Source organism: Martelella lutilitoris, assembly GCF_005924265.1.
In the GTDB taxonomy this organism is placed as follows: Bacteria; Pseudomonadota; Alphaproteobacteria; order Rhizobiales; family Rhizobiaceae; genus Martelella; species Martelella lutilitoris.
In genome coordinates, this window is sequence record NZ_VCLB01000006.1 from 103,951 (window position 1) to 125,169 (window position 21,219).

Consider the following 21,219-nt stretch of genomic DNA (forward strand, 5'->3'; position numbering starts at 1 on the left):
AACGCGGCCTGACCGCAATATTCCTGTCGCCGGACAAGCGAATTGGGTTGCAAGATTTCAATTTCTGGCGTTTTTCGGCCTGTATTGGACCAAAGGCATGTTGCGTGGCCTTGACAACTTCCATTAAGGAGGTCGGACGGTTTGGAGGCCCCAATGAAACCACTGATAACAATAAGCCGAACCATCGACAGGCTGAATGAATTCATCGGACATTCGGTGTCCTGGCTGCTCCTCGTGGCAGTCCTCGTCAGCGCCGGCAATGCGGTAAGCCGAAAGCTCTTCTCGCTTTCGTCCAATGCCATGCTGGAACTGCAATGGTATCTGTACGGCGCCGTCTTCATGCTGGCGGCTGCCTATGCGCTGTTGAAGAACGAGCACATCCGCATCGACATTCTCTCGTCGTCGTGGAGCAAGCGCACCCGCGACTGGATCGACCTGATCCTGCACACGATCTTCCTCGTGCCCTTTGCCGGCATGATGATCTATCTGGCATGGCCGTGGTTCTGGCGCTCCTTTGCAAGCGGCGAACACTCGACCAATGCCGGCGGGCTGATCCTCTGGCCGGCGAAATCCTTCATTCTGATCGGCTTCATCCTGCTTCTGCTGCAGGCCTTTTCGGAAATCATCAAGCGCGCGGCCGTTCTCTCCGGACATCTCAAGGAAGACGATGCGCTTTATTCGGACGCCGGCAATGCCGCCCATATGATGACCGAGGATATGCCGAATGATTAACCTGATCGCGCATAATCTCGCCCCCATCATGTTCATTACCGTGATGGCGATGCTGCTTCTGGGCTATCCCGTCGCCTTCACGCTCGCTGCCGGCGGGCTCGCCTTCTTCGTGCTCGGGGTCGAGTTTTCCTCGATCTCGCCAGAGATCACTCTGTTCTGGCCGCTGCTGCAATCCCACCCGGATCGCTTCTTCGGCGGCATCATGTCGAACGAGACGCTGCTGGCGGTGCCATTCTTCACCTTCATGGGGATCATCCTCGAGCGTTCGCGCATGGCAGAGGACCTGCTGGACACGATCGGCCAGCTGTTCGGCCCGGTGCGCGGCGGCGTCGCCTATGCCGTGGTGCTCGTCGGCGCGCTTCTTGGCGCGACCACCGGCGTTGTGGCCGCCTCGGTGATGGCCATGGGCCTGATCTCGCTGCCGGTCATGCTGCGCTACAGCTATGACCGCTCGTTTGCCACCGGCACGATCGCCGCGTCGGGCACGCTGGCGCAGATCGTCCCGCCCTCGCTCGTGCTGATCGTCATGGCCGACCAGCTCGGCCGCTCGGTCGGCGACATGTATGTCGGCGCGCTCTATCCCTCGTTGATGGTGATTGCTGCCTACTGCCTGTACGTCTTCATCGTGACGATGGTCCGACCCAAGGCAGCCCCCGCCATGCCGACGGCCGCACGCACGCTCGGCAGCGGCGTCATCTCGCTCTTCGTCATGATCGCGGTGGCTGTCGCACTCTATTTCCTCGGCTACCATGTCCTGTTCACCGGGCTCGGCGATGCCTGGCGGCTTGTGGCGGCCATGGTGTTCGGCGTGGTCATCGTCTATCTCGTGGCGATCGCCAACGACCGGATGAAGCTCAATCTCCTGTCGCGGCTCAGCCAGCAGGTGATCATCGTCCTGGTTCCGCCGCTCGCGCTGATCTTCCTCGTGCTCGGCACGATCTTCCTCGGCATTGCGACGCCGACGGAAGGCGGCGCCATGGGCGCGACCGGCGCGCTCATCCTGGCGCTCGCCAAGGGTCGGCTCGACCTGAAGTCCCTGAAGAACGCACTCGACAGCACGACCAAGCTTTCCGCCTTCGTGATGATGATTCTGATGGGCGCGCGCGTCTTCAGCCTCACCTTCTACGGCATCAATGGCAATGTCTGGATCGAGGAGCTGCTGACGGGCCTGCCGGGCGGCGAATACGGCTTCCTGATCGTCGTCACCATCATCGTCTTCATTCTTGGCTGCTTCCTCGACTTTTTCGAGATCGCCTTCATCATGGTGCCGCTTCTGGTGGCGCCGGCGCAGGCTCTGGGGATCGACCTGATCTGGTTCGGCATCATTTTGGGTCTCAACCTGCAGACCTCGTTCCTGACGCCGCCCTTCGGCTTCTCGCTGTTCTACCTGCGCTCCGTCACACCGGCCGGCGAGTGGACCGACAAGGGCACGGGGCGGATCATGCAAGGCGTGCGGACACTGCAGATCTACAAGGGCATCATCCCCTATATCGTGATCCAGTTCCTCGCCATCATGGCGGTGATCTTCTTCCCGAAACTCGTCACCCACTACAAGGACGAGATCGTTACCGTCGATCCCGATTCGGTGACAATCGAGATGCCCTCCTTTGGCGGCAGCGTCGACGATCCGTTCAATCTCGATTTCGGCGGCGGTGACGGCGGCGCGAGCGATCCTTTCGCGCTCCCGGACTTCGGCGATAATCCGGACGGCGGCTCGAACGGCGACAGCCTCAATCTCGACGATCCGCCCAGCCTTAACTTCAACTGAAGCACACCTCTCGCGCGACACACGAGACCCCGGAAGCGACTGCTTCCGGGGTCTTGTCATTTTTTTGAGGGACATTTCGACCACAACGCTGCCAACGCCCCAGCCCCGCACCGCCGTCATCCCGGCCTTGAGCCGGGATCCAGGGCCGCAGGGCAAAGACTCAACAATCAGCAACGCAGCCTGCGATGGCCTTGCCATACGGCCCTGGATGCCGGGATGAACCCGGCATGACGGAAATGCAGGGGATCAGCAAAATCAGTTCCGCCAATGCGAAAGCCCCGGAAGCGATCGCTTCCGGGGCTTTCGATTGCACAAAGAAAACTTCTGTCAGATCAGGCGAGCGGCTTGATCTGGCCGGCGTTCTGCAGGGCCATCATGAACTGGTCATAACGGAACTCGCAGGTCTTCAGCCAGCCATAGGCGGCGTTCTTGTATTCGGTCTGATCGTTGTAGATCTTCTTGAAGGTCGCGTTCTCGGCGCCGAGTTCGGCATAGACTTCCATGGCCGCATTGTAGCAGGCCTGCATGATCTCGGTGCTGTAGCCCTTCATGACCGCGCCTTCGCCGATCAACTCACGAATCGCGACCGGGTTCTTCACGTCGTATTTCGCCATCATGTTGGTGTTGGCGAAGGCGCAGGCATCATCAAGCGCGGCCTGGTAGTGCTTCGGCAGTTCTTGGTATTTGGCCTTGTTGAAGAAGCCGTGGATGACCGGGCCGCCTTCCCACCAGCCGGGATAGTAGTAGTACTTGGCAACCTTGTAGAAGCCGAGCTTCTGGTCGTCATAGGGGCCGACGAATTCGGCTGCGTCGATCGTGCCCTTTTCCAGAGCCGGATATATGTCGCCGCCGGCGATCTGCTGCGGCACGACGCCGACCTTCTCCATGACGCGGCCGGCAAGCCCGGCGATACGCATCTTCAGGCCCTTCAGGTCGTCGACGGTGTTCACTTCCTTGCGGAACCAGCCGCCCATCTGGGCGCCGGTATTGCCCGCCGGCAGGCCGTAGACGCCGTAGGTATCGTAGAACTCGTTCATCAGCGTGTTGCCGTTGCCTTCGTAGAACCAGGCATTGGACAGGCGCTGGTTGAGGCCAAAGGGAATGGCCGTGCCGATGGCGAAGGTCGGATCCTTGCCCCAGAAATAATAGGAGCAGGTATGGGCCGCCTCGACCGTGCCGCTCTGCACCGCATCGAAGGCCTGCAGGCCGGGAACGATCTCGCCGGCGGCATAGCACTGGATTTCGAAATTGCCGCCGGTGGCAGCGGAAACGTGATTGGCGATGTCTTCAGCGCCGCCATAGATCGTGTCGAGCGATTTCGGAAAGGACGAGGTGAGACGCCAGGTCACTTTCGGGTTTTCCTGCGCGATCGCAGGCGCAGCAAGCGCGGTTGCCGCAGCAGCGCCAACGCCACCGGCGCCGACCTTTTTGATAAACGAACGACGGTCCATAGATTCCTCCCAAAATGTGATGCGTCCGCGCAAACTCTCCTCCGGCGGACGTCCAAGCGAAGAAAGCACTTTGCTTGACGTGTTTCAACTCTCGCCAGCAGGCGGACGGGACTTTTCTGCCTCTAAACCGGGGCCGATACGACCAATGTCTAATGTCCCCGATCGTCGGGCGTTATCGTCCGATCACAATTTGCCATGGGCAGACGGAACGGATTCGTTTGACAGATACCATCCAAGGCGACATCACTGCGAAAAACAAACGCCGGAGCCTTCATGTCAAAACCGATCGTCGCCGTTCCCGCCGATACCTGTTTTTTCCGCGAGACCACCTGGCATGCCGCGCAGCAGCAATATGTCGGCGCGGCGCTGGATGTCGCCGGCGCGATGAGCTTCATCATTCCCGCACTCGGCGCGGCGCAGGATATCGACGCCATGCTCGACCGGGTCGACGGGGTGATGATCACCGGCTCGCGCTCCAATGTGGCCCCGGCGCTCTACGGCAAGACGGAGGAGGAACGCGACGGCCCCTTCGATCCCGGCCGCGATGCCACGACACTGCCGATGATCCGCCGCGCGATCGAGCGCGGCATGCCGCTTCTGTGCATCTGCCGCGGCATCCAGGAGCTCAATGTCGCCCTTGGCGGCACGCTGGTGAGCGAGGTGCACGAGCTCGAAGGCCGCATTGACCACCGCCAGCCGCCCGAAGGCGACCGCGACGCGCTGTTCGTCATTCGCCAGCCGGTGCGTGTGAAGGAAGGCACCTGCCTTGCCGATATTCTCGGGCCCGGCGAGGTGAAGGTGAATTCCCTGCACCGCCAGGCGATCGGCGACGTCGCGCCGGGTCTTGCCGTCGAGGCCATCGCGCCCGACGGCACGGTGGAAGCGGTTTCCGTCATCAGCGCTAAGAATTTCGCCGTCGGCGTCCAGTGGCATCCGGAATACTGGGCGAAGACCGACGAGACCTCGCGCAGACTGTTTGCGGCCTTCGGCGACGCCGTTCGGGCTTATGCCCGGCCGAAGGACCGGGTCGGCGCTGCCACTCAGTAAAGCCAGGCAAAAGCGCGCTTCAGAAACGCCTGCCCATCCCGCCGCACCGGCGCGCCGTGGGCGAACAGCACCTGTACCGTCGGCCATTGCAATATCCGCCCTACCTTTTCCCGCGTAGCGGCGCGATCGCTAAAGGCGACGCGAAATTTGCGAGGCACTGCGGGTTCCGCGCCCTGCATGGCGTCGAGCCGGGCGACGGCACCGCGCCATCCCGAGAACCAACTGCGTTCGAAATGCTGGATCAGGTCTGTGAAGATCGCCGTCCCGCTGTCAGGGTGGAAGAACACGACCTCCGTCATGATCCGGTTGCCGTCAACCACGACGCGCTCGATCTCTCCCGACCATTGCGCAACCACAGCTTCATCCTCGAGAAACCCGGCGAAGGCGATGTCGCTGCGCTTTTGAGCAAGCGCGCGCGGACCAAATATATCGGCTGCGGGAAAGGACTCGGCCCATTCCTGCAGGAAAAGGTGGTGGAGCGTATTGGGCGCGACAATGAAGCGCGGCGCGCCGAGCGACGTGACCGCCCCGACCAGCGCAGGAGAGGCTGCAACCGGCGACCAGATCACCAGTCCGCCGTCCTTAAGGCGGATTACAGCCATCCGCGTGGGATAGCGAAAGCCCATATTCGCCGTGACGACCGGACCGTCCGAAATCCACAGACTGGGGCCGAATTCCTTAAACATCAGAGACAACCCTTATTTACACACGTGTAAAAATATATGATTGTGTAAAAATGGCAAGAACACCACGCAAAGAGCGCTCTCGTTTATCGATTCTCTCTTCCGCCGAGGAAATGTTTCGACGCAAGGGCTTTTCCGCGACCACGATGGAGGAGATCGCGGAAGGGGCGGGGCTGACGCGCAAGACGGCTTACAATCTGTTTTCTTCCAAAGAGGATATCGCACTCGCGCTCATCGCGCGGGTCGAGGCCGATGACAGCCGCTACCGCGGCAGGATTGCGGCCGGGGAGGACGCGGCGGTGCTGCTCGCCGCGATCTTCTGCGACAGCGCCGCCTGGTGTCGCGCCAACCCCACCCTTGCGGAACTTGCGTTGCGGCCCGCGCACCGTCCCGGCCTTGCGCCGCCCGAGGACCGGCCATCGTTTCAGGGGCTGGTGTGCGACGTCGTTGCACTCGGGCAGGATCAGGGAAAATTCCGTCGTGACGAGGCACCGGAATTCATGGCGCTCATCCTGCTTGCCGTCTTCGGCCAGGCCATGCTGAACGCGCTTGCCGGCGATCCGCTGACCGAAGAGGGGATCGCTGACATCGTGCGCATCCTCACCGAGGGCATTGGGACCTGACGGCAAGGTGAAGCCTTCACCGGCGCCTTGCCGTCATCCGCCGCCCGTCGCGGATGTTCAACCCCATCAGCGTGATGTTGATCGCGCCGAAGACGAGTTCGAGCGCCTGCACGACATAGAAGGACGCGTCAAACGCGCCTGCCTGCGCCTTTGAGGCGAGAAACAAAGCGCAGGGGATCAGCACGATAATGCCGTTGATGGCGATGATCGGCATGCGCTTGCGCTTTGCCGCCACAAGCGGCCCACGCATTGGCCGCGCCAGGCGGAAGCCGGAAAACCCCGCGAGCGCCAGAAGCGGCACAAGCAACAAGAACCCCCAGGGGATCGATGTCTTGACCAGCGTGACGAGCGCCGGCCCCGCAAGCGTTTCCGCGAGAACGGTCGAAAGCCAGAATGCGATGATGAGAGCCAGGGCCAGGCCTCCGGCGACGGGATGCAGGGTCTTCAGCATGTCAGTGCTCCATTCTTTATTATATAGCTTGCTATATATAATTGCATAGCTTGCTATGCAAGTGTTATCGAACATCATGACCTTTTCAAAAGATAATTCCGCCGGCTATCTCGCCAACCATATGGCGCGCCTTTTCGAGCGCGGGCTTGCGGCGCGCATTCGCCCGCTCGGCCTGACAACCGGCACATTTCCGGCACTTCTGGAATTGTGGGAAAATGACGGGCTGACGCAGAAAGAACTGGTGGAGCGGCTCGACATCGAGCAGGCGACCATGGCCAACACGCTGTCGCGCATGGAGCGTGACGGATTGATCAAGCGGGAAAGGGACCTTGAGGACGGCCGCGTTCAGCGCATAAGGCTGACGGAACGCGCCCGCGCCCTGCGTGATCCGGCGGTTGAAGCTGCGACAGCCGAAAACGAAGACGCCCTCTCCGGCCTTTCGGCGGAAGAGAGCGCGCAATTTCTCAGTCTCATGCAGAAGATCATCGCGGCCCGAAGGCAGCGGTCCTGACGTCAGGCTTTCGGCGGGACCGGCGTCTCCGGCACGGGCGTGACAGGGCGGCCTTCGGCAAACCAGCCCTTCAGATTGTCGGCCACAAGCTGCGCCATGCCCTGGCGCGTCGGCACGGAAGCGGAAGCGACATGCGGCAGCAGGCTGACATTGTCGAAACCGCGCAGCTTCTCCGGCACGTGCGGCTCCTCATAGAAGACATCAAGGCCCGCGCCGCCGATCGTTCCGGCCTCGAGCGCTGCGATCAGCGCGTCCTCGTCGACGCTCCAGCCGCGACCGACGTTGACGAGGATGCCGTCAGGGCCGAGCGCGGACAGGATTTCGGCATTGACCACCTTGTGGGTCTCAGGCGTCTTCGGAACGATGCAGATCAGCGTGTCGACCGCTTCCGCAAGAGAGGCCAGCGTCGGGTGATAGGCATAGTCAACGCCCTTTTTCGGGCTGCGGGTGTGATAGGAAATATCGACCTTGAACGGCTCCAGCCGGCTTGCGATCTCAAGCCCGATGCGGCCGAGACCGTAAAGCCCGACCTTGCGCCCCTTCACCGAAAAAGGCGAAAGCGGAAAGCTTCCCTCGGTCTCCCATCGCCCTTCGCGTAGATAGCGCTCGGCCGCGTAAAGCCGACGCACGGCATTCAGAAGAAGGGCGATTGCGGTGTCGGCCACCTCGTCGTTCAGCACGTTTGGGGTATGCGTTACAATGATGCCCCGTTCTGCGGCATGGCTCGTGTCAATGCCGTCATAGCCGACGCCCGGGCAGGCGATGATCTCGAGATTGGGCAGGGCATCCATCTCTACGCCGGAGAACCCGCCAAAGGCGACGACGGCCCGGATGTCGGCGGCCTTTTCGCCCAGCGCGCCTGGCCCGCCCTCGGGCATGGTCACCAGTTCGTAATCGTCCTTCAGCACGCCCTGCACAAAGGGATTGAGGTTCTGCGACAGCATGACGGTTTCTTTGGGCATGGGGCCTCCCGAAAATGTTCTGGTTCTGAAATGGACATAGAAACATGTAGCAGAGCGCTACAGCGCGAGATAGCTCTCGGCGGTCTCGCGGTAGGGGCCAGTGGACTGGCGGATGCGCATCTCCGGCTTGATCAGGTGCATGCCGTTCGGCGCGTTCGAGCCGGCCAGCCTGTCGAGCAGCGCGCGTGCGGCCAGTCGCCCGACCTCGGCCTGGCCGTTCCAGACGGTGGTCAGCGACGGCGTGGAAATCGAGGCCTCTTCCAGATCGTCATAGCCGGTAACGGAAATATCGGCGCCCGGCGTCAGCCCCGCGCGCGAGATGCCGTTCATCAGGCCGATCGCCACCAGATCGTTCCAGCAGACCGCCGCCGTCGGCTTCTGCGGCAGTGACAGAAAATGCACCGCCGCCTCGAAACCGCCCTGCTTGGTGCGCGGCCCCGGAATGCGCAGGCCCGGATCGACCGGGATATTGGCCTTCTTCAGCGCGTTGACATAGCCCGCATAGCGGTCGCGCCCGGTCGAGGTCTGGTCCGTGCCGCCGATCATGGCGATGCAGCGGTGCCCGAGGCCGATCAGGTGGTTGGTGGCCAGCGCAATGCCGTAGCTGTCGTCGCCGCGATAGGTCGGCAGGTCCAGTTCCTCCATGGTGCGGGCTACGAAAATCGCTGGCATGCCGTTGTCCTCGGCCAATTGCACATCGGCCGGCGGCGTACCGATGGCCGGCGACATGATCACCCCGTCGCCGCCGAGTTGCAGCAGCGTCTCGATGAAATTGCGCTGCTTTTCGACAGAGTCGTAATGGTTGGAGAGAATGAAAGTGTGCTGGTTGCGATCGAGCTCGCTCTCGATGGCCTTGAGGATTTCGCCGTAAAACGGGTTCATGATGTCATGAACGACAACGCCGATAATGCCCGAACGCGATGTCCGGAGGCTGGCGGCCCGGCGATTGTAGATATAGCCGAGCGTGCGGGCCTGTTCCTTGATCCGCTCGCGCGTGGCGCTGGCCACAAGCGGGCTGTCCCTGAGCGCCAGCGACACCGTGGCCGTCGAAATCCCCAGAGATTCGGCAATAGTGGAAAGTTTGACTTTCTGGGCCACGGCATTTCTCCCGGTGATTGAACGCCTCGCGCTGCATATCTTGATTTAAAATTTTAATTCAAAAACCGCGAAGATTTCAACATAAAAGCAAAAATCGGTTTAATTTTCCGGGGAAACCGCCGTGGAACCCGGCTTTTCGCAGCAAGGCCGGGCAATGCCCCGCCTTGCTGCCCGCCATCATCACCCTTATATAGTCGGAAAATCCTTCAAAGGAACGAGCATGACTGACACGCAAGCTGCAAAACCCATTCCGGTGACCGTGCTGACGGGCTATCTGGGATCGGGGAAAACCACCCTGCTCAACCGGATTCTCTCCGAAAACCACGGCAAGCAATATGCGGTCATCGTCAACGAATTCGGCGAGATCGGCATTGATAACGACCTGATCGTGGAATCCGACGAGGAAATCTACGAGATGAACAATGGCTGCGTGTGCTGTACGGTGCGCGGCGACCTGATCCGGGTTGTCGAGGGCCTGATGCGGCGCCCGCGTTTCGACGGCATCATCGTCGAGACCACCGGCCTTGCCGATCCGGTTCCCGTGGCCCAGACCTTCTTCATGGATGACGACGTCAGGGCCAAGACGGCGCTCGACGCGGTGATCGCGCTGGTCGACGCCAAGCACCTGCCGCTGCGTCTCAAGGACAGCCGCGAGGCGGAAGACCAGATCGCCTTCGCCGATATTGTGCTGCTCAACAAGACCGACCTCGTCAGCGCCGACGAACTGGCCGATGTCGAAGGTCTTGTGCGCGCCATCAATCCGGCTGCCCGCATCTTCAAGACGGAACGTTCCGGCATCGAGCTGGAGCGGATCCTCAACCAGAACGCCTTCGATCTGAAGCACGTCCTGGAGGACGACCCGCACTTCCTCGATCACGATCATGACGACCATGTCTGCGGCCCCGATTGCGACCACGACCACCATGATCATGATCACCACGACCATCATCACCATCATCATGGTCTCTCCGATCACCATGATGTGACGGTGCAGTCGGTCTCGCTGCGCGGCGGCGCGCTTGATCCCAACCGCTTCTTTCCGTGGATCCAGTCGGTCACTCAGAACCAGGGTCCGAACATCCTCCGCCTCAAGGGTATTCTCGCCTTCAACAATGACGACGAGCGCTATGTTGTCCAGGGCGTCCACATGATCATCGAAGGCGATCACCAGCGCCCGTGGAAGGATGGCGAGGCGCGCGAAAGCCGGCTCGTCTTCATCGGCCGCGACCTTGACCGCGAAAAGCTGGAGAAGAGCTTCCGGGCCTGCGAGGTCCGCAGCTGATGCCGAGCGTTGCGCCCGTCGACATTGACGATCACGTCATCGCCGCCGCCTTCCTCGGCGGAATTCCGTTCTTTGCCACGGCCGGAGGCCTGATCCACCGGCTCGACGACGGCGAGAAGGTGACGGAGGCCCATGATGGCCTCCTGACCTGCGTGCGCGACCCCTTCAGCCAGTCACTGATCACCGGCGGCGAGGACGGACGCGTCCTTCGCGTTGCCAAAGACGGCTCTTTCGAGGAGCTGGCAAGCGTGCCGCGCAAGTGGATTTCCGTCGTTGCCGGCGGCCCGCACGGCGCCGTCGCCTACGCCGTCGGCAAGGAAACGCGGGTGATCGCCAGCGGCGCGTCGCATCTCTTCACCGAGGAACGCAGCGTTGAAGCGGTCACGTTCGCTCCCAAGGGGCTCAGGATTGCGGCCGCGCGCTATAATGGCGCCTCGCTGCACTGGGTCGCGGGTTCCGCTCCGCCGGTCGATCTGGAATGGAAGGGCGCCCATATCGGCATCACCTTCTCGCCGGACGGGCGCTTCCTCGTGACTTCCATGCAGGAAAACGCGCTGCATGGCTGGAAGCTCGACGGAAAGCTTTCGGCGGAAGCGCGCCACATGCGCATGAGCGGCTATCCGACCAAGGTGAAGTCCTGGTCCTGGTCGCCCAAGGGCAAGTGGCTCGCAACCTCCGGCGCGCCGGCGGCCATCGTCTGGCCATTTTCCGGCAAGGACGGGCCGATGGGAAAGGCGCCGCTCGAACTCGGGACGCGGGCCAATATCCTGGTCACCCAGGTCGCCTTCCACCCGACGGAGGAAATGCTCGCCATCGGCTTCATCGACGGCATGATCCTGGCCGTGCGCCTTTCCGACCACAAGGAAGCGCTTCTGCGCCGCCAGGGCAAGGGCGCGATCACCGCGCTGTCCTGGGACGAAGCGGGCCAGCGCCTGGCCTTCTCCTCCGAGGCCGGCGACTGCGGCCTCGTCACGATTTCAGGCTGAACCGTTCTCGCGCCGCGGTCGGCCATCCGGGTGGTTCTTCAAGACGCCCGCCAGTTCTTCTGCAGGCACCGGCATGGCGTTGAAATAGCCCTGCACGGCATCCGCGCCATGCTCACAGATCCAGTCCATCTGGACCTTGTCCTCGATCCCCTCCGCGACCGTCTTCAGCCCGAGCGCCCGGCACAGCTTGATGGTCGAGGCAACGATCTCGTCGCTTTGCGGATCGGTTCCGACGCCGGAGATGAAGCTGCGGTCGATCTTGATCCGGTCAAAGGGCAGTTCGCGAAGCTGGCGCAGGCTGGAATAGCCCGTGCCGAAATCATCAAGCGCGACGCGAATGCCCTCCGCCTTAAGACGCAGGATGTTTTTGCGGGTGGTATCGAGATCGACCACCAGCGCATCCTCGGTCACCTCCAGTTCCACACGGGAAGGCGGAAAATGACCCCGGCGCAGGATGTCGAGCACCTCTTTGGCAAAACCGGGATCGCACAGCTGGTGCGGCGTTACATTGACCGCGATCGCCGTTGAAGCCGGCCATTGGTGCGCATCCTTGCAGGCCTCAGTCAACACCGTCTCGAACAATTGCGGGATCAGCCCCGCCGCCTCGGCATGGGGAACGAAGTCGCCGGCGCTCAGCACGCCGAGCTTCGGGTGTTTCCAGCGCGCCAGCACCTCGACAAGTACGACATCGCCGGCATGGCAACTGCTGATCAGCTGGTAATAGGGCACGATCTGACCCGACGAGAGCGCATCGGAAAGATCAAGCTCAAGCATATGTTCGGCCTCCGACCCGCCATCCATATCGTCGCTGAAGGCAACGATGCGACGACGCCCCTCCTCCTTGGCCCGGTACATCGCCGTATCGGCCCTCTTCAGCAAGGTGTCGCGGTTCGTGCCGTCCTTCGGATAGGATGCAATGCCGATGCTGACCGAAGGCGTGATCTCGCGCCCGAGCAGCCTGACCGGGCGGGACACATCCGCCAGAAGTCGTGATGCCACGTTCTCGGCGGTATCCCCGTTCCCACCGTCATGCATGAGGATCGCGAATTCGTCGCCGCCAAGTCGACCGAGAAAATCTTCGGGGCGAACGGTCTTCTTCAGCCGGTCGGAAACAACCTGCAGCAACCGATCTCCCGCCTCGTGGCCGAGATTGTCGTTGATCTGCTTGAAACGGTCGAAATCGATGAAAAGAAGCGAAAACCGGTCGGATTGACGGCGTGCCCGCGCCAAACGCCGCTCGCATTCCTCCTCGAAATAGCGGCGGTTGGCAATACCCGTCAGCGGATCCTGCCGGGCCAGAGCCTGCGCCAGCCGCTCGGCCTCATGCCGGCTCGCTATCTCCTTGCGCAATGAACGCGTGCGGCGGACCAGCAGGAACAGAAGCCCGATGCTCGCAACCATGAATGCGGTAAAGAACTCGTCAAGTTCCCAGCTCTCATGCGAGCGAGAGAAGTCGCTCAGCCGTTCGAAGGATTCGAAATAGACGAGAAAGGCCAGAATCGGCGCGGCGATCAATAAAACGACCACTATATCATTGCGCAGTTTCTTCTTTAGGTTTGACATTCACATCCGCACCCTGAAATCGCATTTGGCGAGGCTTTTCTTTTGTTTTGTTTCACCTCCGCACCGCGATCTATCCGTCGGAATTACGCTTTGGTGAACGACCCGGATGAAGACAATAGCCAGAAAACGTAAAAAGCCGCAGCTAAAAAAGCTGCGGCTCATACGATTTCACAAGCAATTCAGTGCGGGGTCAGCCCGGGAACACCGTCTCGTTCAGATGCGTCAGCTCGTTCATCATCTGCTCGATGGCGCTCTTGTGCTCGCGATGGCTTGCATCGTCGAGTTCCTTGCGCAGCGATTTGATGCGGTGCTCGATGGCATCCGAAGCCTCGCCGATCGGAACCGCCGTTTCGGCCAGAAGCGTGCAGGCATTGCCCTGAATATCGGCAAAGCCGTGGAACACCAGGAACTGGAACTCCTTGCCGTCGTGATTCTTGAACTTCACCATGCCGGGACGGACCGTCGTCATGGTCGGTGCATGATCCGGCATCACCGTCATTTCGCCTTCCGCTGCCGGGATGACGACAGCATCCGTTTCAGCAGAGGCGAGAAGCTTTTCAGGGGTCACCAGCTCGAAAATCATCGTGTCAGCCATGACGTTCCAATCTCTTGTCTTGCAAAATCACCGAGAACCGATGGGCGGCGCGTGCGCCGCCCGCCCGAATGATCAGGCCGCTTCGGCGAGTTTCTTGGCCTTGGCGACGGCGTCGTCGATCGTGCCGACCATGTAGAAAGCGGCTTCCGGAAGATGGTCGTATTCGCCTTCGACCAGGCCCTTGAACGAGCGGATCGTGTCTTCCAGCGAGACCAGAATGCCCGGCGAGCCGGTGAAGACTTCGGCAACGTGGAAGGGCTGCGACAGGAAGCGCTCGATCTTGCGGGCGCGGGCAACCGTGAGCTTGTCTTCTTCTGAAAGCTCATCCATGCCGAGGATGGCGATGATGTCCTGAAGCGACTTGTAGCGCTGCAGCGTCGACTGAACCGCACGGGCAACCGCGTAATGCTCTTCACCGACGATCATCGGGTCCAGCATGCGCGACGTGGAGTCGAGCGGGTCAACAGCCGGATAGATGCCCTTTTCGGCGATCGAACGCGACAGCGTGGTCGTCGCATCCAAGTGGGCGAACGACGTGGCCGGCGCCGGGTCGGTCAGGTCGTCGGCGGGCACGTAAATGGCCTGAACCGAGGTGATCGAACCCTTGGTCGTCGTGGTGATGCGCTCCTGCAGGGCGCCCATGTCGGTCGCCAGCGTCGGCTGATAGCCAACGGCCGAGGGAATGCGACCGAGAAGGGCCGAAATTTCCGAACCGGCCTGGGTGAAGCGGAAGATGTTGTCCACGAAGAACAGAACGTCCTGACCTTCATCACGGAAGGATTCCGCGATCGTCAGACCGGAAAGCGCTACGCGGGCACGCGCGCCGGGCGGCTCGTTCATCTGGCCGTAGACCAGCGCGCACTTCGAACCTTCGGCCGAACCGTTGTTTTCCGCGGGATCGACGTTCACGTTGGATTCGATCATTTCGTGGTAAAGGTCGTTGCCTTCACGCGTACGCTCGCCAACCCCGGCAAACACGGAATAGCCACCATGTGCCTTGGCGATATTGTTGATGAGTTCCTGGATAAGAACGGTCTTGCCAACGCCGGCGCCGCCGAAAAGGCCGATCTTGCCGCCCTTGGCGTAGGGTGCCAGAAGGTCGACGACCTTGATGCCGGTGACCAGGATTTCCGCTTCGGTCGACTGATCGACATAGGGCGGGGCCTCCTGGTGGATGGCGCGCTTTTCCTTGGTCTTGATCGGGCCGACCTCGTCCACCGGCTCGCCGATGACGTTCATGATGCGGCCGAGCGTTTCGACGCCGACCGGAACCTGAATCGGCGAACCGGTGTTCTTGACCTCCTGGCCGCGAACGAGACCTTCGGTCGCGTCCATGGCAATGGTGCGGACTTCGTTCTCGCCGAGGTGCTGGGCGACCTCGAGAACCAGCCGGTTGCCGTGGTTGTCGGTCTCAAGCGCGTTCATGATGGGGGGCAGTTCGCCGTCAAAGGCGACATCCACAACGGCGCCAATAATCTGCGTCACTTTACCTTTAGAGGCCTCAGCCATGATAAAACCCTCTTTTCAAGCTCTTACAGCGCTTCCGCGCCGGAAATAATTTCAATCAGTTCCGTGGTGATCTTTTCCTGACGCTGACGGTTATAGGAAAGCGTCAGCTTGTCGATCATCTCACCGGCGTTGCGCGTCGCATTGTCCATCGCGGTCATCTTCGCGCCCATTTCGCCGGCGGCATTTTCCAGCAGAGCGTGGAAAACCTGCACACGAATGTTGAGCGGTACGATCTCGGACAGGATCGTTTCCGCGTTGGGCTCATAGTCATAAAGCGTCGACTCGGAACGTTCTTCTGCCCCTTCCGGCGCTGCCGCCGGGATCAGTTGATGCCCGGTCGGAACCTGCGAGATCACGGACTTGAATTCGGAATAGAACAAGGTGCAAACGTCGAATGCGCCTTCCTCGAACATCTCCATCACGCGGTTGGCGATATCCTCGGCATTGTCAAAGCCGATCTTGCGCACATCGCGCAGTTCGGTCCGCTCGACGATCAGGTCGGCGAACTCGCGACGCAGCGCGTCATAGCCCTTGCGGCCGACACAGAAGATCTTGACCGTCTTGCCCTTGGCGATCAGGTCACGCGCGGCAAGGCGGGCGTGGCGCGCGATCTGTGCGTTGAAACCGCCGCAAAGGCCGCGTTCAGCCGTACAGACCACCAGGAGATGAACATCATCCTTGCCGGTTCCGCTCATCAGCTTCGGCACTTCCTCGCCCTCGCCGACAGCCGCCGTCAGGTCGGCCATGACGGTGGCCATGCGTTCGGAGTAAGGCCGCGCATTTTCGGCGGCCTCCTGCGCGCGACGCAGCTTCGCCGCGGCGACCATCTGCATCGCCTTGGTGATCTTCTGCGTCGCCTTCACCGAGGCAATGCGAAGCTTCAGATCTTTCAATGAAGCCATGGGTTATAAATCCCCGCTAAGATTACCTGGTTACTTGGAGAAGTTCTTCGCGAAAGCGTCGATTGCCGCCTTCAGCTTGCCCTTCAGATCGTCGCTCAGCGCCTTTTCCGTCCGGATGCCGTCGAGAACGTCGCTCGCCTCGCCGCGCATGTAGGACAGCAGTCCCTGTTCGAACTTGTTGACATCGCTGACCGGCAGCTTGTCGAGGTAGCCGTTCACGCCGGCAAAGATCACGACCACCTGCTCTTCCGTCTTCAGCGGCGAGAACTGCTGCTGCTTCAGAAGCTCGGTCAGGCGCGCGCCACGGTTCAGAAGACGCTGGGTCGCAGCATCGAGGTCGGAACCGAACTGGGCGAAGGCGGCCATTTCACGATACTGGGCAAGCTCGCCCTTGATCGAGCCGGCAACCTGCTTCATCGCCTTGATCTGGGCCGACGAACCGACGCGCGACACCGACAGGCCGACGTTCACGGCCGGACGAATGCCCTGGTAGAACAGATCGGTTTCAAGGAAGATCTGGCCGTCGGTGATCGAGATCACATTGGTCGGGATGAACGCCGAAACGTCGTTGCCCTGTGTCTCGATGACCGGAAGCGCCGTCAGCGAGCCGGCGCCGCGCTCTTCCGAAAGCTTCGCGGCGCGCTCGAGAAGGCGCGAATGCAGGTAGAAAACGTCGCCCGGATAGGCTTCGCGGCCCGGCGGGCGGCGCAGCAGCAGCGACATCTGACGATAGGCGACGGCCTGCTTGGAAAGGTCGTCATAGGCGATCAGGGCGTGCATGCCGTTGTCGCGGAAATATTCGCCGATGGCGCAGCCGGCGAACGGCGCGATGTACTGCATCGGGGCCGGATCGGAGGCGGTGGCGGCGATGACGACCGAATATTCAAGCGCGCCGCGCTCTTCCAGCGTCTTCACGAACTGGGCAACGGTCGAACGCTTCTGGCCGACGGCGACGTAGACGCAGTAGAGCTTGTCGTTGTCCGGGCCGTTGTCGTGGATCGGCTTCTGGTTCAGGAAGGTGTCGAGGATGATCGCGGTCTTGCCGGTCTGGCGGTCGCCGATGACGAGCTCGCGCTGGCCGCGGCCGATCGGGATCAGGGCATCGATGGCCTTCAGGCCGGTCGACATCGGCTCGTGAACCGACTTGCGCGGAATGATGCCGGGCGCCTTGACGTCGACAACGGCGCGGTGGTCCGAAGCAATCGGACCCTTGCCGTCGATCGGGTTGCCGAGCGCGTCGACAACGCGGCCGAGAAGGCCGGGGCCGACCGGCACGTCAACGATGGCGCCGGTGCGCTTGACGACGTCGCCTTCCTTGATCTCGCGGTCGGAGCCGAAGATAACGACGCCGACATTGTCGCTTTCCAGGTTGAGCGCCATGCCGCGCACGCCGCCGTTGAACTCGACCATTTCGCCGGCCTGGACATTGTCGAGGCCATAGACGCGGGCGATGCCGTCGCCGACCGAAAGCACCTGACCGACTTCAGAGACCTCAGCCTCGTCGCCGAAATTTTTGATCTGTTCTTTCAGAATTGCGGAAATTTCCGCGGCCCGGATATCCATCAGCCAACCTCTTTCAGTGAAAGCTTAAGTTTGGAGAGTTTCGTGCGCAGCGACGTATCGATCTGACGCGAACCGACCTTGACGATCATTCCGCCGAGGAGCGACGCATCTTCGGTGATCTGAAGGGACACATCCTTGCCCGTCACATCTTTCAGCGCAGTCTTCAATTCCTGTTGTTGTTCATCAGACAGGGCATGGGCCACTGTCACTTCAGCCGTCGCCTGACCACGATAGGCGGCAACCTCGCCGCGATAGGCCGAGATCATGCCGGGCAGGACGAAAAGACGGCGGTTTTTCGCAACCAGCTTGACGAAATTGGCGACATAGCCGCCGATCTCCGCCTTGGCGAGAATGGCGGTCACCGCCTTCAGCTGCTCGTCGGCGCTGAAGACCGGGCTCATCACCAAACGCCGGAAATCGTCGCTTTCATTCAACAGCTTCTCGACACGGTCGATATCGGCGCCCACGGCGTCGATGCTGTCGTCTTCCTTGGCAAGTTCGAACAGAGAGACAGCATAACGCTGCGCCACGTTCGACACAGATTGGGATAGGTCTGCCACAGGCACAAATTCCCCTTAAAAAATCGGCGCGGGCCGTGTCGTCGCCGGCACTGCCCGAAGCCCTCAAAACCTCACAATATCCCCGGGAAACAGCAGGAAAAACATGCTGGCCCTCCCAATAGTCGGGGTTCGTCTAGCACAGGTAAAAGCGACTCGCAACACGCTCAAAGCCCGTTTGGAGCATTGGCATGCGTTTCTCGTCACAAAGTCGTAAAACCCTGAAACGCAGTGCTTTTGAATGCCTTTTTCGTTTACGCCCAGCCAAGGCCGTAAAGCAGCATGAATACGCCCGCCACCGCCTGGCAGACGAGGAATATGCCCCCCTTGATCGACCGGCTCCCGGTCGTGCCCATCCACAACAGCCTGGTCAGAAAGCCGAAGATCAGCGCTAGGCCGAAGGTGCGATAGATCATCGGCTGGTCAAACAGCAGCGCCATCAGCGACATCGCCGCGTAGGTCCCGCCGATCATCGAGCGGATGTGGATACTCGCGCCGCTCTCCTCCTTCAGCCCCGAAAACCCCGCGAGACCCAGAAGTTTCAGCGGCGCCAGCGCCACGACGAGCCCCCAGATCAGAATCACGACCGCCATGAACAGGGCAATCTGCCCGATGAAACTCTCCGGCCAGTAAAAACTCATCTGGACACTCCCTTGCCATTTTCGGCGCGAGTTCCCCGCGCTTCTTCAAAATCAATCTATCTAGAGAAAGCTCTGCGGGTCAATGTCAAGCTGCACGCGGACGCTGCCACGTTGTCGCGGCCCGTTTTCGAGCATTTCCCTCAAAAAAGTCTGGATGTCATCGGCCCGGCTGCCATGCACCAGCAGGCGGAAGCGGTAGCGGCCGCGCACCAGCGCCAGCGGCGCCTCGGCCGGACCAAGCACCGAGATCGAGCGCCCGACGGGAGCTGCTGCCCTTAAGCCCCTCGCATGCGCCTCGGCGTCAGAACGATTGTCGGCGGAGATGATGACGGCCGCCAGCCGACCGAAGGGGGGAAGCCCGCTCTTTTCCCGCTCGGTGATCTCCCGGTCGTAAAATGCCTCGGCATCGCCGGAAACGATCGCCTGCATCACCGGGTGCGCTGGCTGGTAGGTCTGGATCAGGCCCTTGCTCGCAAGCCCCGTACGCCCTGCCCGTCCCGTCACCTGAGCGAGAAGCTGGAAGGTGCGCTCGGCCGCGCGCGGATCGCCATTGGCAAGGCCGATATCGGCATCGACCACGCCGACGAGCGTCATCAGCGGAAAATTATGCCCTTTCGCCACAAGCTGTGTGCCGATGATGATGTCGGCCTCGCCATTGGCGACGGCTTCGAGCTCCAACCGCAGCCGCTTGACCCCGCCGGCCATGTCGGAGGACAGGATGATCGTGCGCTTTTCCGGAAAATGCTGGTCGACTTCCTCGGCGATGCGCTCCACCCCCGGCCCGCAGGCAACGAGATGATCAAGCGTGCCGCATTCGGGACAGGCTTCGGGAACCGGTTCGCCATGGCCGCAGTGGTGGCACATCAGCCGGCCGCGAAACCGGTGCTCGACCAGCCAGCTCGAACAGTTCGGGCACTGGAAGCGATGCCCGCAGACCCGGCAAAGCGTGAGCGGCGCATAGCCGCGGCGATTGAGAAACAGCAAGGCCTGCTCGCCGCGCCCGACCGTCCTGTCGATCTCCGACAGCAGCGTGGGCGACAGGAAACCGCCCCGCTTCGGTGGGTCGCGCCTCAGATCGACCGTCTTCAGGCTGGGCAATGCCGCCTCGGCGAAGCGGCCCGGCAGGTGGATCCGGCGGTAACGCCCGGCAAGCGCATTGACCTGGCTTTCGACGGAGGGCGTGGCAGAGGCCAGCACCGCCGGAAAGCCGCCGATGCGCGCCCGCACCACCGCCATGTCGCGAGCGTTGTAGAAGACGCGGTCTTCCTGCTTGTAGGCCGTGTCATGCTCCTCATCGACGACGATCAGGCCGAGGTCCTCGAACGGCAGAAACAGCGCCGAGCGTGCCCCGGCCACGACGCGGATCGCCCCCTCCGCCGTCTGCCGCCAGACCTTTTCGCGCATGCGCGGCGCGAGATCCGAATGCCATTCGCCGGGCCGCGTGCCGAAGCGGGTTTCGAACCGGTCGAGGAAGCTCGCCGTCAAGGCGATTTCCGGCAGCAGGATCAGCACCTGCTTGCCTCTGGCCAGCGTTTCGGCCACGGCCTCGAAATAGACCTCCGTCTTGCCGGAACCGGTGACGCCGTCGATCAGCGTCACATTGAAACCGTCCGCTGCCACGGCTGCGCGCAAGTCGTCCGCCGCCGCATCCTGGTCGGGCGACAGCGTGGGCCGCGCATAATCGGGGTCAGGCGTGCCGAAAGCAGGCGGCGGCGGTAAAAAGACCGTGTCGAACACCCCCTGCTTCATCATCGTCTCAACAACGCTGCTGCTAACGCCGGCAGCGCGCGCAAGCCCGAGCCGCGTCCACCCGGCGCCGTCTTGCGCCAGTTCGAGAACACGCTTGCGCGCCGGCGTCATTCGCTCGGGCACCGTTCCCGTCAGCGTCAGCCCCTCGATCATCGGCTCCGGCTCAAGGGCCGCAGGCGCGCGGACGGCCATGCGCGCCACAAGCCCCGGCGGGGTGAGCGTATAGGCGGACACCCAGGCAATGAAACGGCGCATCTCCTCCGCCACGGGCGGGCAATCGAACACATGTTCGATCGGCCTCAGCCTCTTCGGGTCAACCGCATCACCCGCCTCGTCCCAGACGATGCCGATCACCTTGCGCGGGCCGACCGGCACCTGCACGACGGAACCGGGCATCACCGCCATGCCCTCCGGCACGGCATAGGAATAGGGCCCTGCGACGGGCAGCGGCACCATCACGGGCACGCTGCGCACGACGGCGGGGTCGATGCGTTTTCCAAAGAGGTCGAGCGAATCTGAGGTCATGGCTGGCAAGCTTGCCTGCCG

Annotated in this window: 20 protein-coding genes; 7 read left to right on the forward strand and 13 right to left on the reverse strand. The window is 61.8% G+C overall.

Annotated elements, in window-relative coordinates; genetic code table 11:
• Positions 1-153 precede the first annotated feature (153 nt).
• Both FF124_RS11615 and FF124_RS11620 read left to right on the forward strand, forming a co-directional pair.
• Positions 154-732: a TRAP transporter small permease subunit gene (locus FF124_RS11615; protein ID WP_138748659.1), complete on the forward strand. Its 579-nt coding sequence runs from the start codon at positions 154-156 to the stop codon at positions 730-732.
• The gene (locus FF124_RS11620) at positions 725-2,500 is read left to right on the forward strand and encodes a TRAP transporter large permease (protein WP_138748660.1); all 1,776 of its coding nucleotides are present in this window, start codon (positions 725-727) and stop codon (positions 2,498-2,500) included. The genes FF124_RS11615 and FF124_RS11620 overlap by 8 nt, the downstream gene beginning before the upstream one ends.
• Before the next feature lie 332 nt (positions 2,501-2,832).
• Here the strand turns inward: FF124_RS11620 and FF124_RS11625 are convergent, their stop codons facing one another.
• The gene (locus tag FF124_RS11625) at positions 2,833-3,951 is read right to left on the reverse strand and encodes a TRAP transporter substrate-binding protein (RefSeq protein WP_138748661.1); all 1,119 of its coding nucleotides are present in this window, start codon (positions 3,949-3,951) and stop codon (positions 2,833-2,835) included.
• Between the two features lie 273 nt (positions 3,952-4,224).
• On the opposite strand from FF124_RS11625, the gene FF124_RS11630 reads away from it, so the two are divergent.
• Positions 4,225-4,998, forward strand: coding sequence for a gamma-glutamyl-gamma-aminobutyrate hydrolase family protein (locus FF124_RS11630; protein WP_138748662.1), 774 nt, complete (start codon positions 4,225-4,227; stop codon positions 4,996-4,998).
• Here the strand turns inward: FF124_RS11630 and FF124_RS11635 are convergent.
• Positions 4,992-5,684, reverse strand: a complete 693-nt coding sequence (locus tag FF124_RS11635; RefSeq protein WP_138748663.1) for a DUF4336 domain-containing protein — start codon at positions 5,682-5,684, stop codon at positions 4,992-4,994. The genes FF124_RS11630 and FF124_RS11635 overlap by 7 nt on opposite strands.
• 50 nt (positions 5,685-5,734) lie before the next feature.
• Between FF124_RS11635 and FF124_RS11640 the strand changes: the two genes are divergently transcribed.
• Positions 5,735-6,304 carry a TetR/AcrR family transcriptional regulator gene (locus FF124_RS11640; RefSeq protein WP_138748664.1) on the forward strand — a complete coding sequence of 190 codons (570 nt, stop codon included), beginning with the start codon at positions 5,735-5,737 and terminating at the stop codon, positions 6,302-6,304.
• A gap of 16 nt (positions 6,305-6,320) precedes the next feature.
• Here FF124_RS11640 and FF124_RS11645 read toward each other — a convergent pair whose 3' ends face one another.
• Entirely contained in the window at positions 6,321-6,755 is a 435-nt protein-coding gene (locus FF124_RS11645) for a hypothetical protein (RefSeq protein ID WP_138748665.1), read from the reverse strand.
• A 76-nt stretch (positions 6,756-6,831) separates the two neighbouring features.
• Between FF124_RS11645 and FF124_RS11650 the strand changes: the two genes are divergently transcribed.
• Positions 6,832-7,266 carry a MarR family winged helix-turn-helix transcriptional regulator gene (locus tag FF124_RS11650; protein ID WP_138748666.1) on the forward strand — a complete coding sequence of 145 codons (435 nt, stop codon included), beginning with the start codon at positions 6,832-6,834 and terminating at the stop codon, positions 7,264-7,266.
• Between the two features lie 2 nt (positions 7,267-7,268).
• Here the strand turns inward: FF124_RS11650 and FF124_RS11655 are convergent, their stop codons facing one another.
• Together FF124_RS11655 and FF124_RS11660 are read right to left on the reverse strand one after the other, a co-directional pair.
• A complete protein-coding gene (locus FF124_RS11655; RefSeq protein WP_138748667.1) occupies positions 7,269-8,228 on the reverse strand; it encodes a 2-hydroxyacid dehydrogenase in 960 nt (319 codons plus the stop codon).
• Between the two features lie 57 nt (positions 8,229-8,285).
• Positions 8,286-9,326 (reverse strand): LacI family DNA-binding transcriptional regulator, encoded by a 1,041-nt coding sequence (locus FF124_RS11660; protein ID WP_138748668.1) that lies wholly within the window; start codon positions 9,324-9,326, stop codon positions 8,286-8,288.
• Positions 9,327-9,546: 220 nt separating this feature from the next.
• Here FF124_RS11660 and FF124_RS11665 point away from each other — a divergent pair, with 220 nt between their 5' ends.
• Together FF124_RS11665 and FF124_RS11670 are read left to right on the forward strand one after the other, a co-directional pair.
• Positions 9,547-10,608 carry a CobW family GTP-binding protein gene (locus tag FF124_RS11665; RefSeq protein WP_138748669.1) on the forward strand — a complete coding sequence of 354 codons (1,062 nt, stop codon included), beginning with the start codon at positions 9,547-9,549 and terminating at the stop codon, positions 10,606-10,608.
• On the forward strand, positions 10,608-11,594 hold the full coding sequence (locus FF124_RS11670; RefSeq protein WP_138748670.1) for a WD40 repeat domain-containing protein: 987 nt from the start codon (positions 10,608-10,610) through the stop codon (positions 11,592-11,594). Before FF124_RS11665 ends, FF124_RS11670 begins: the two co-directional genes overlap by 1 nt.
• Here FF124_RS11670 and FF124_RS11675 read toward each other — a convergent pair.
• The 8 genes from FF124_RS11675 to FF124_RS11710 all read right to left on the reverse strand — a co-directional run bounded on the left by FF124_RS11675 (position 11,586) and on the right by FF124_RS11710 (position 21,198).
• A complete protein-coding gene (locus FF124_RS11675; RefSeq protein WP_138748671.1) occupies positions 11,586-13,157 on the reverse strand; it encodes a putative bifunctional diguanylate cyclase/phosphodiesterase in 1,572 nt (523 codons plus the stop codon). The genes FF124_RS11670 and FF124_RS11675 overlap by 9 nt on opposite strands.
• A gap of 190 nt (positions 13,158-13,347) precedes the next feature.
• Positions 13,348-13,752 carry a F0F1 ATP synthase subunit epsilon gene (locus FF124_RS11680; protein ID WP_138748672.1) on the reverse strand — a complete coding sequence of 135 codons (405 nt, stop codon included), beginning with the start codon at positions 13,750-13,752 and terminating at the stop codon, positions 13,348-13,350.
• A gap of 72 nt (positions 13,753-13,824) precedes the next feature.
• Positions 13,825-15,261, reverse strand: coding sequence for a F0F1 ATP synthase subunit beta (gene atpD, locus FF124_RS11685; RefSeq protein WP_138748673.1), 1,437 nt, complete (start codon positions 15,259-15,261; stop codon positions 13,825-13,827).
• A 23-nt stretch (positions 15,262-15,284) separates the two neighbouring features.
• Positions 15,285-16,163, reverse strand: a complete 879-nt coding sequence (locus FF124_RS11690; RefSeq protein WP_138748674.1) for a F0F1 ATP synthase subunit gamma — start codon at positions 16,161-16,163, stop codon at positions 15,285-15,287.
• A 30-nt stretch (positions 16,164-16,193) separates the two neighbouring features.
• The gene (atpA, locus tag FF124_RS11695) at positions 16,194-17,726 is read right to left on the reverse strand and encodes a F0F1 ATP synthase subunit alpha (RefSeq protein WP_138748675.1); all 1,533 of its coding nucleotides are present in this window, start codon (positions 17,724-17,726) and stop codon (positions 16,194-16,196) included.
• Positions 17,726-18,292, reverse strand: a complete 567-nt coding sequence (locus tag FF124_RS11700) for a F0F1 ATP synthase subunit delta (protein ID WP_187326908.1) — start codon at positions 18,290-18,292, stop codon at positions 17,726-17,728. The genes atpA and FF124_RS11700 overlap by 1 nt, the downstream gene beginning before the upstream one ends.
• A gap of 245 nt (positions 18,293-18,537) precedes the next feature.
• The gene (locus FF124_RS11705; RefSeq protein WP_138748677.1) at positions 18,538-18,924 is read right to left on the reverse strand and encodes a hypothetical protein; all 387 of its coding nucleotides are present in this window, start codon (positions 18,922-18,924) and stop codon (positions 18,538-18,540) included.
• A gap of 60 nt (positions 18,925-18,984) precedes the next feature.
• Positions 18,985-21,198: a primosomal protein N' gene (locus tag FF124_RS11710; RefSeq protein WP_138748678.1), complete on the reverse strand. Its 2,214-nt coding sequence runs from the start codon at positions 21,196-21,198 to the stop codon at positions 18,985-18,987.
• Positions 21,199-21,219 lie beyond the last annotated feature (21 nt).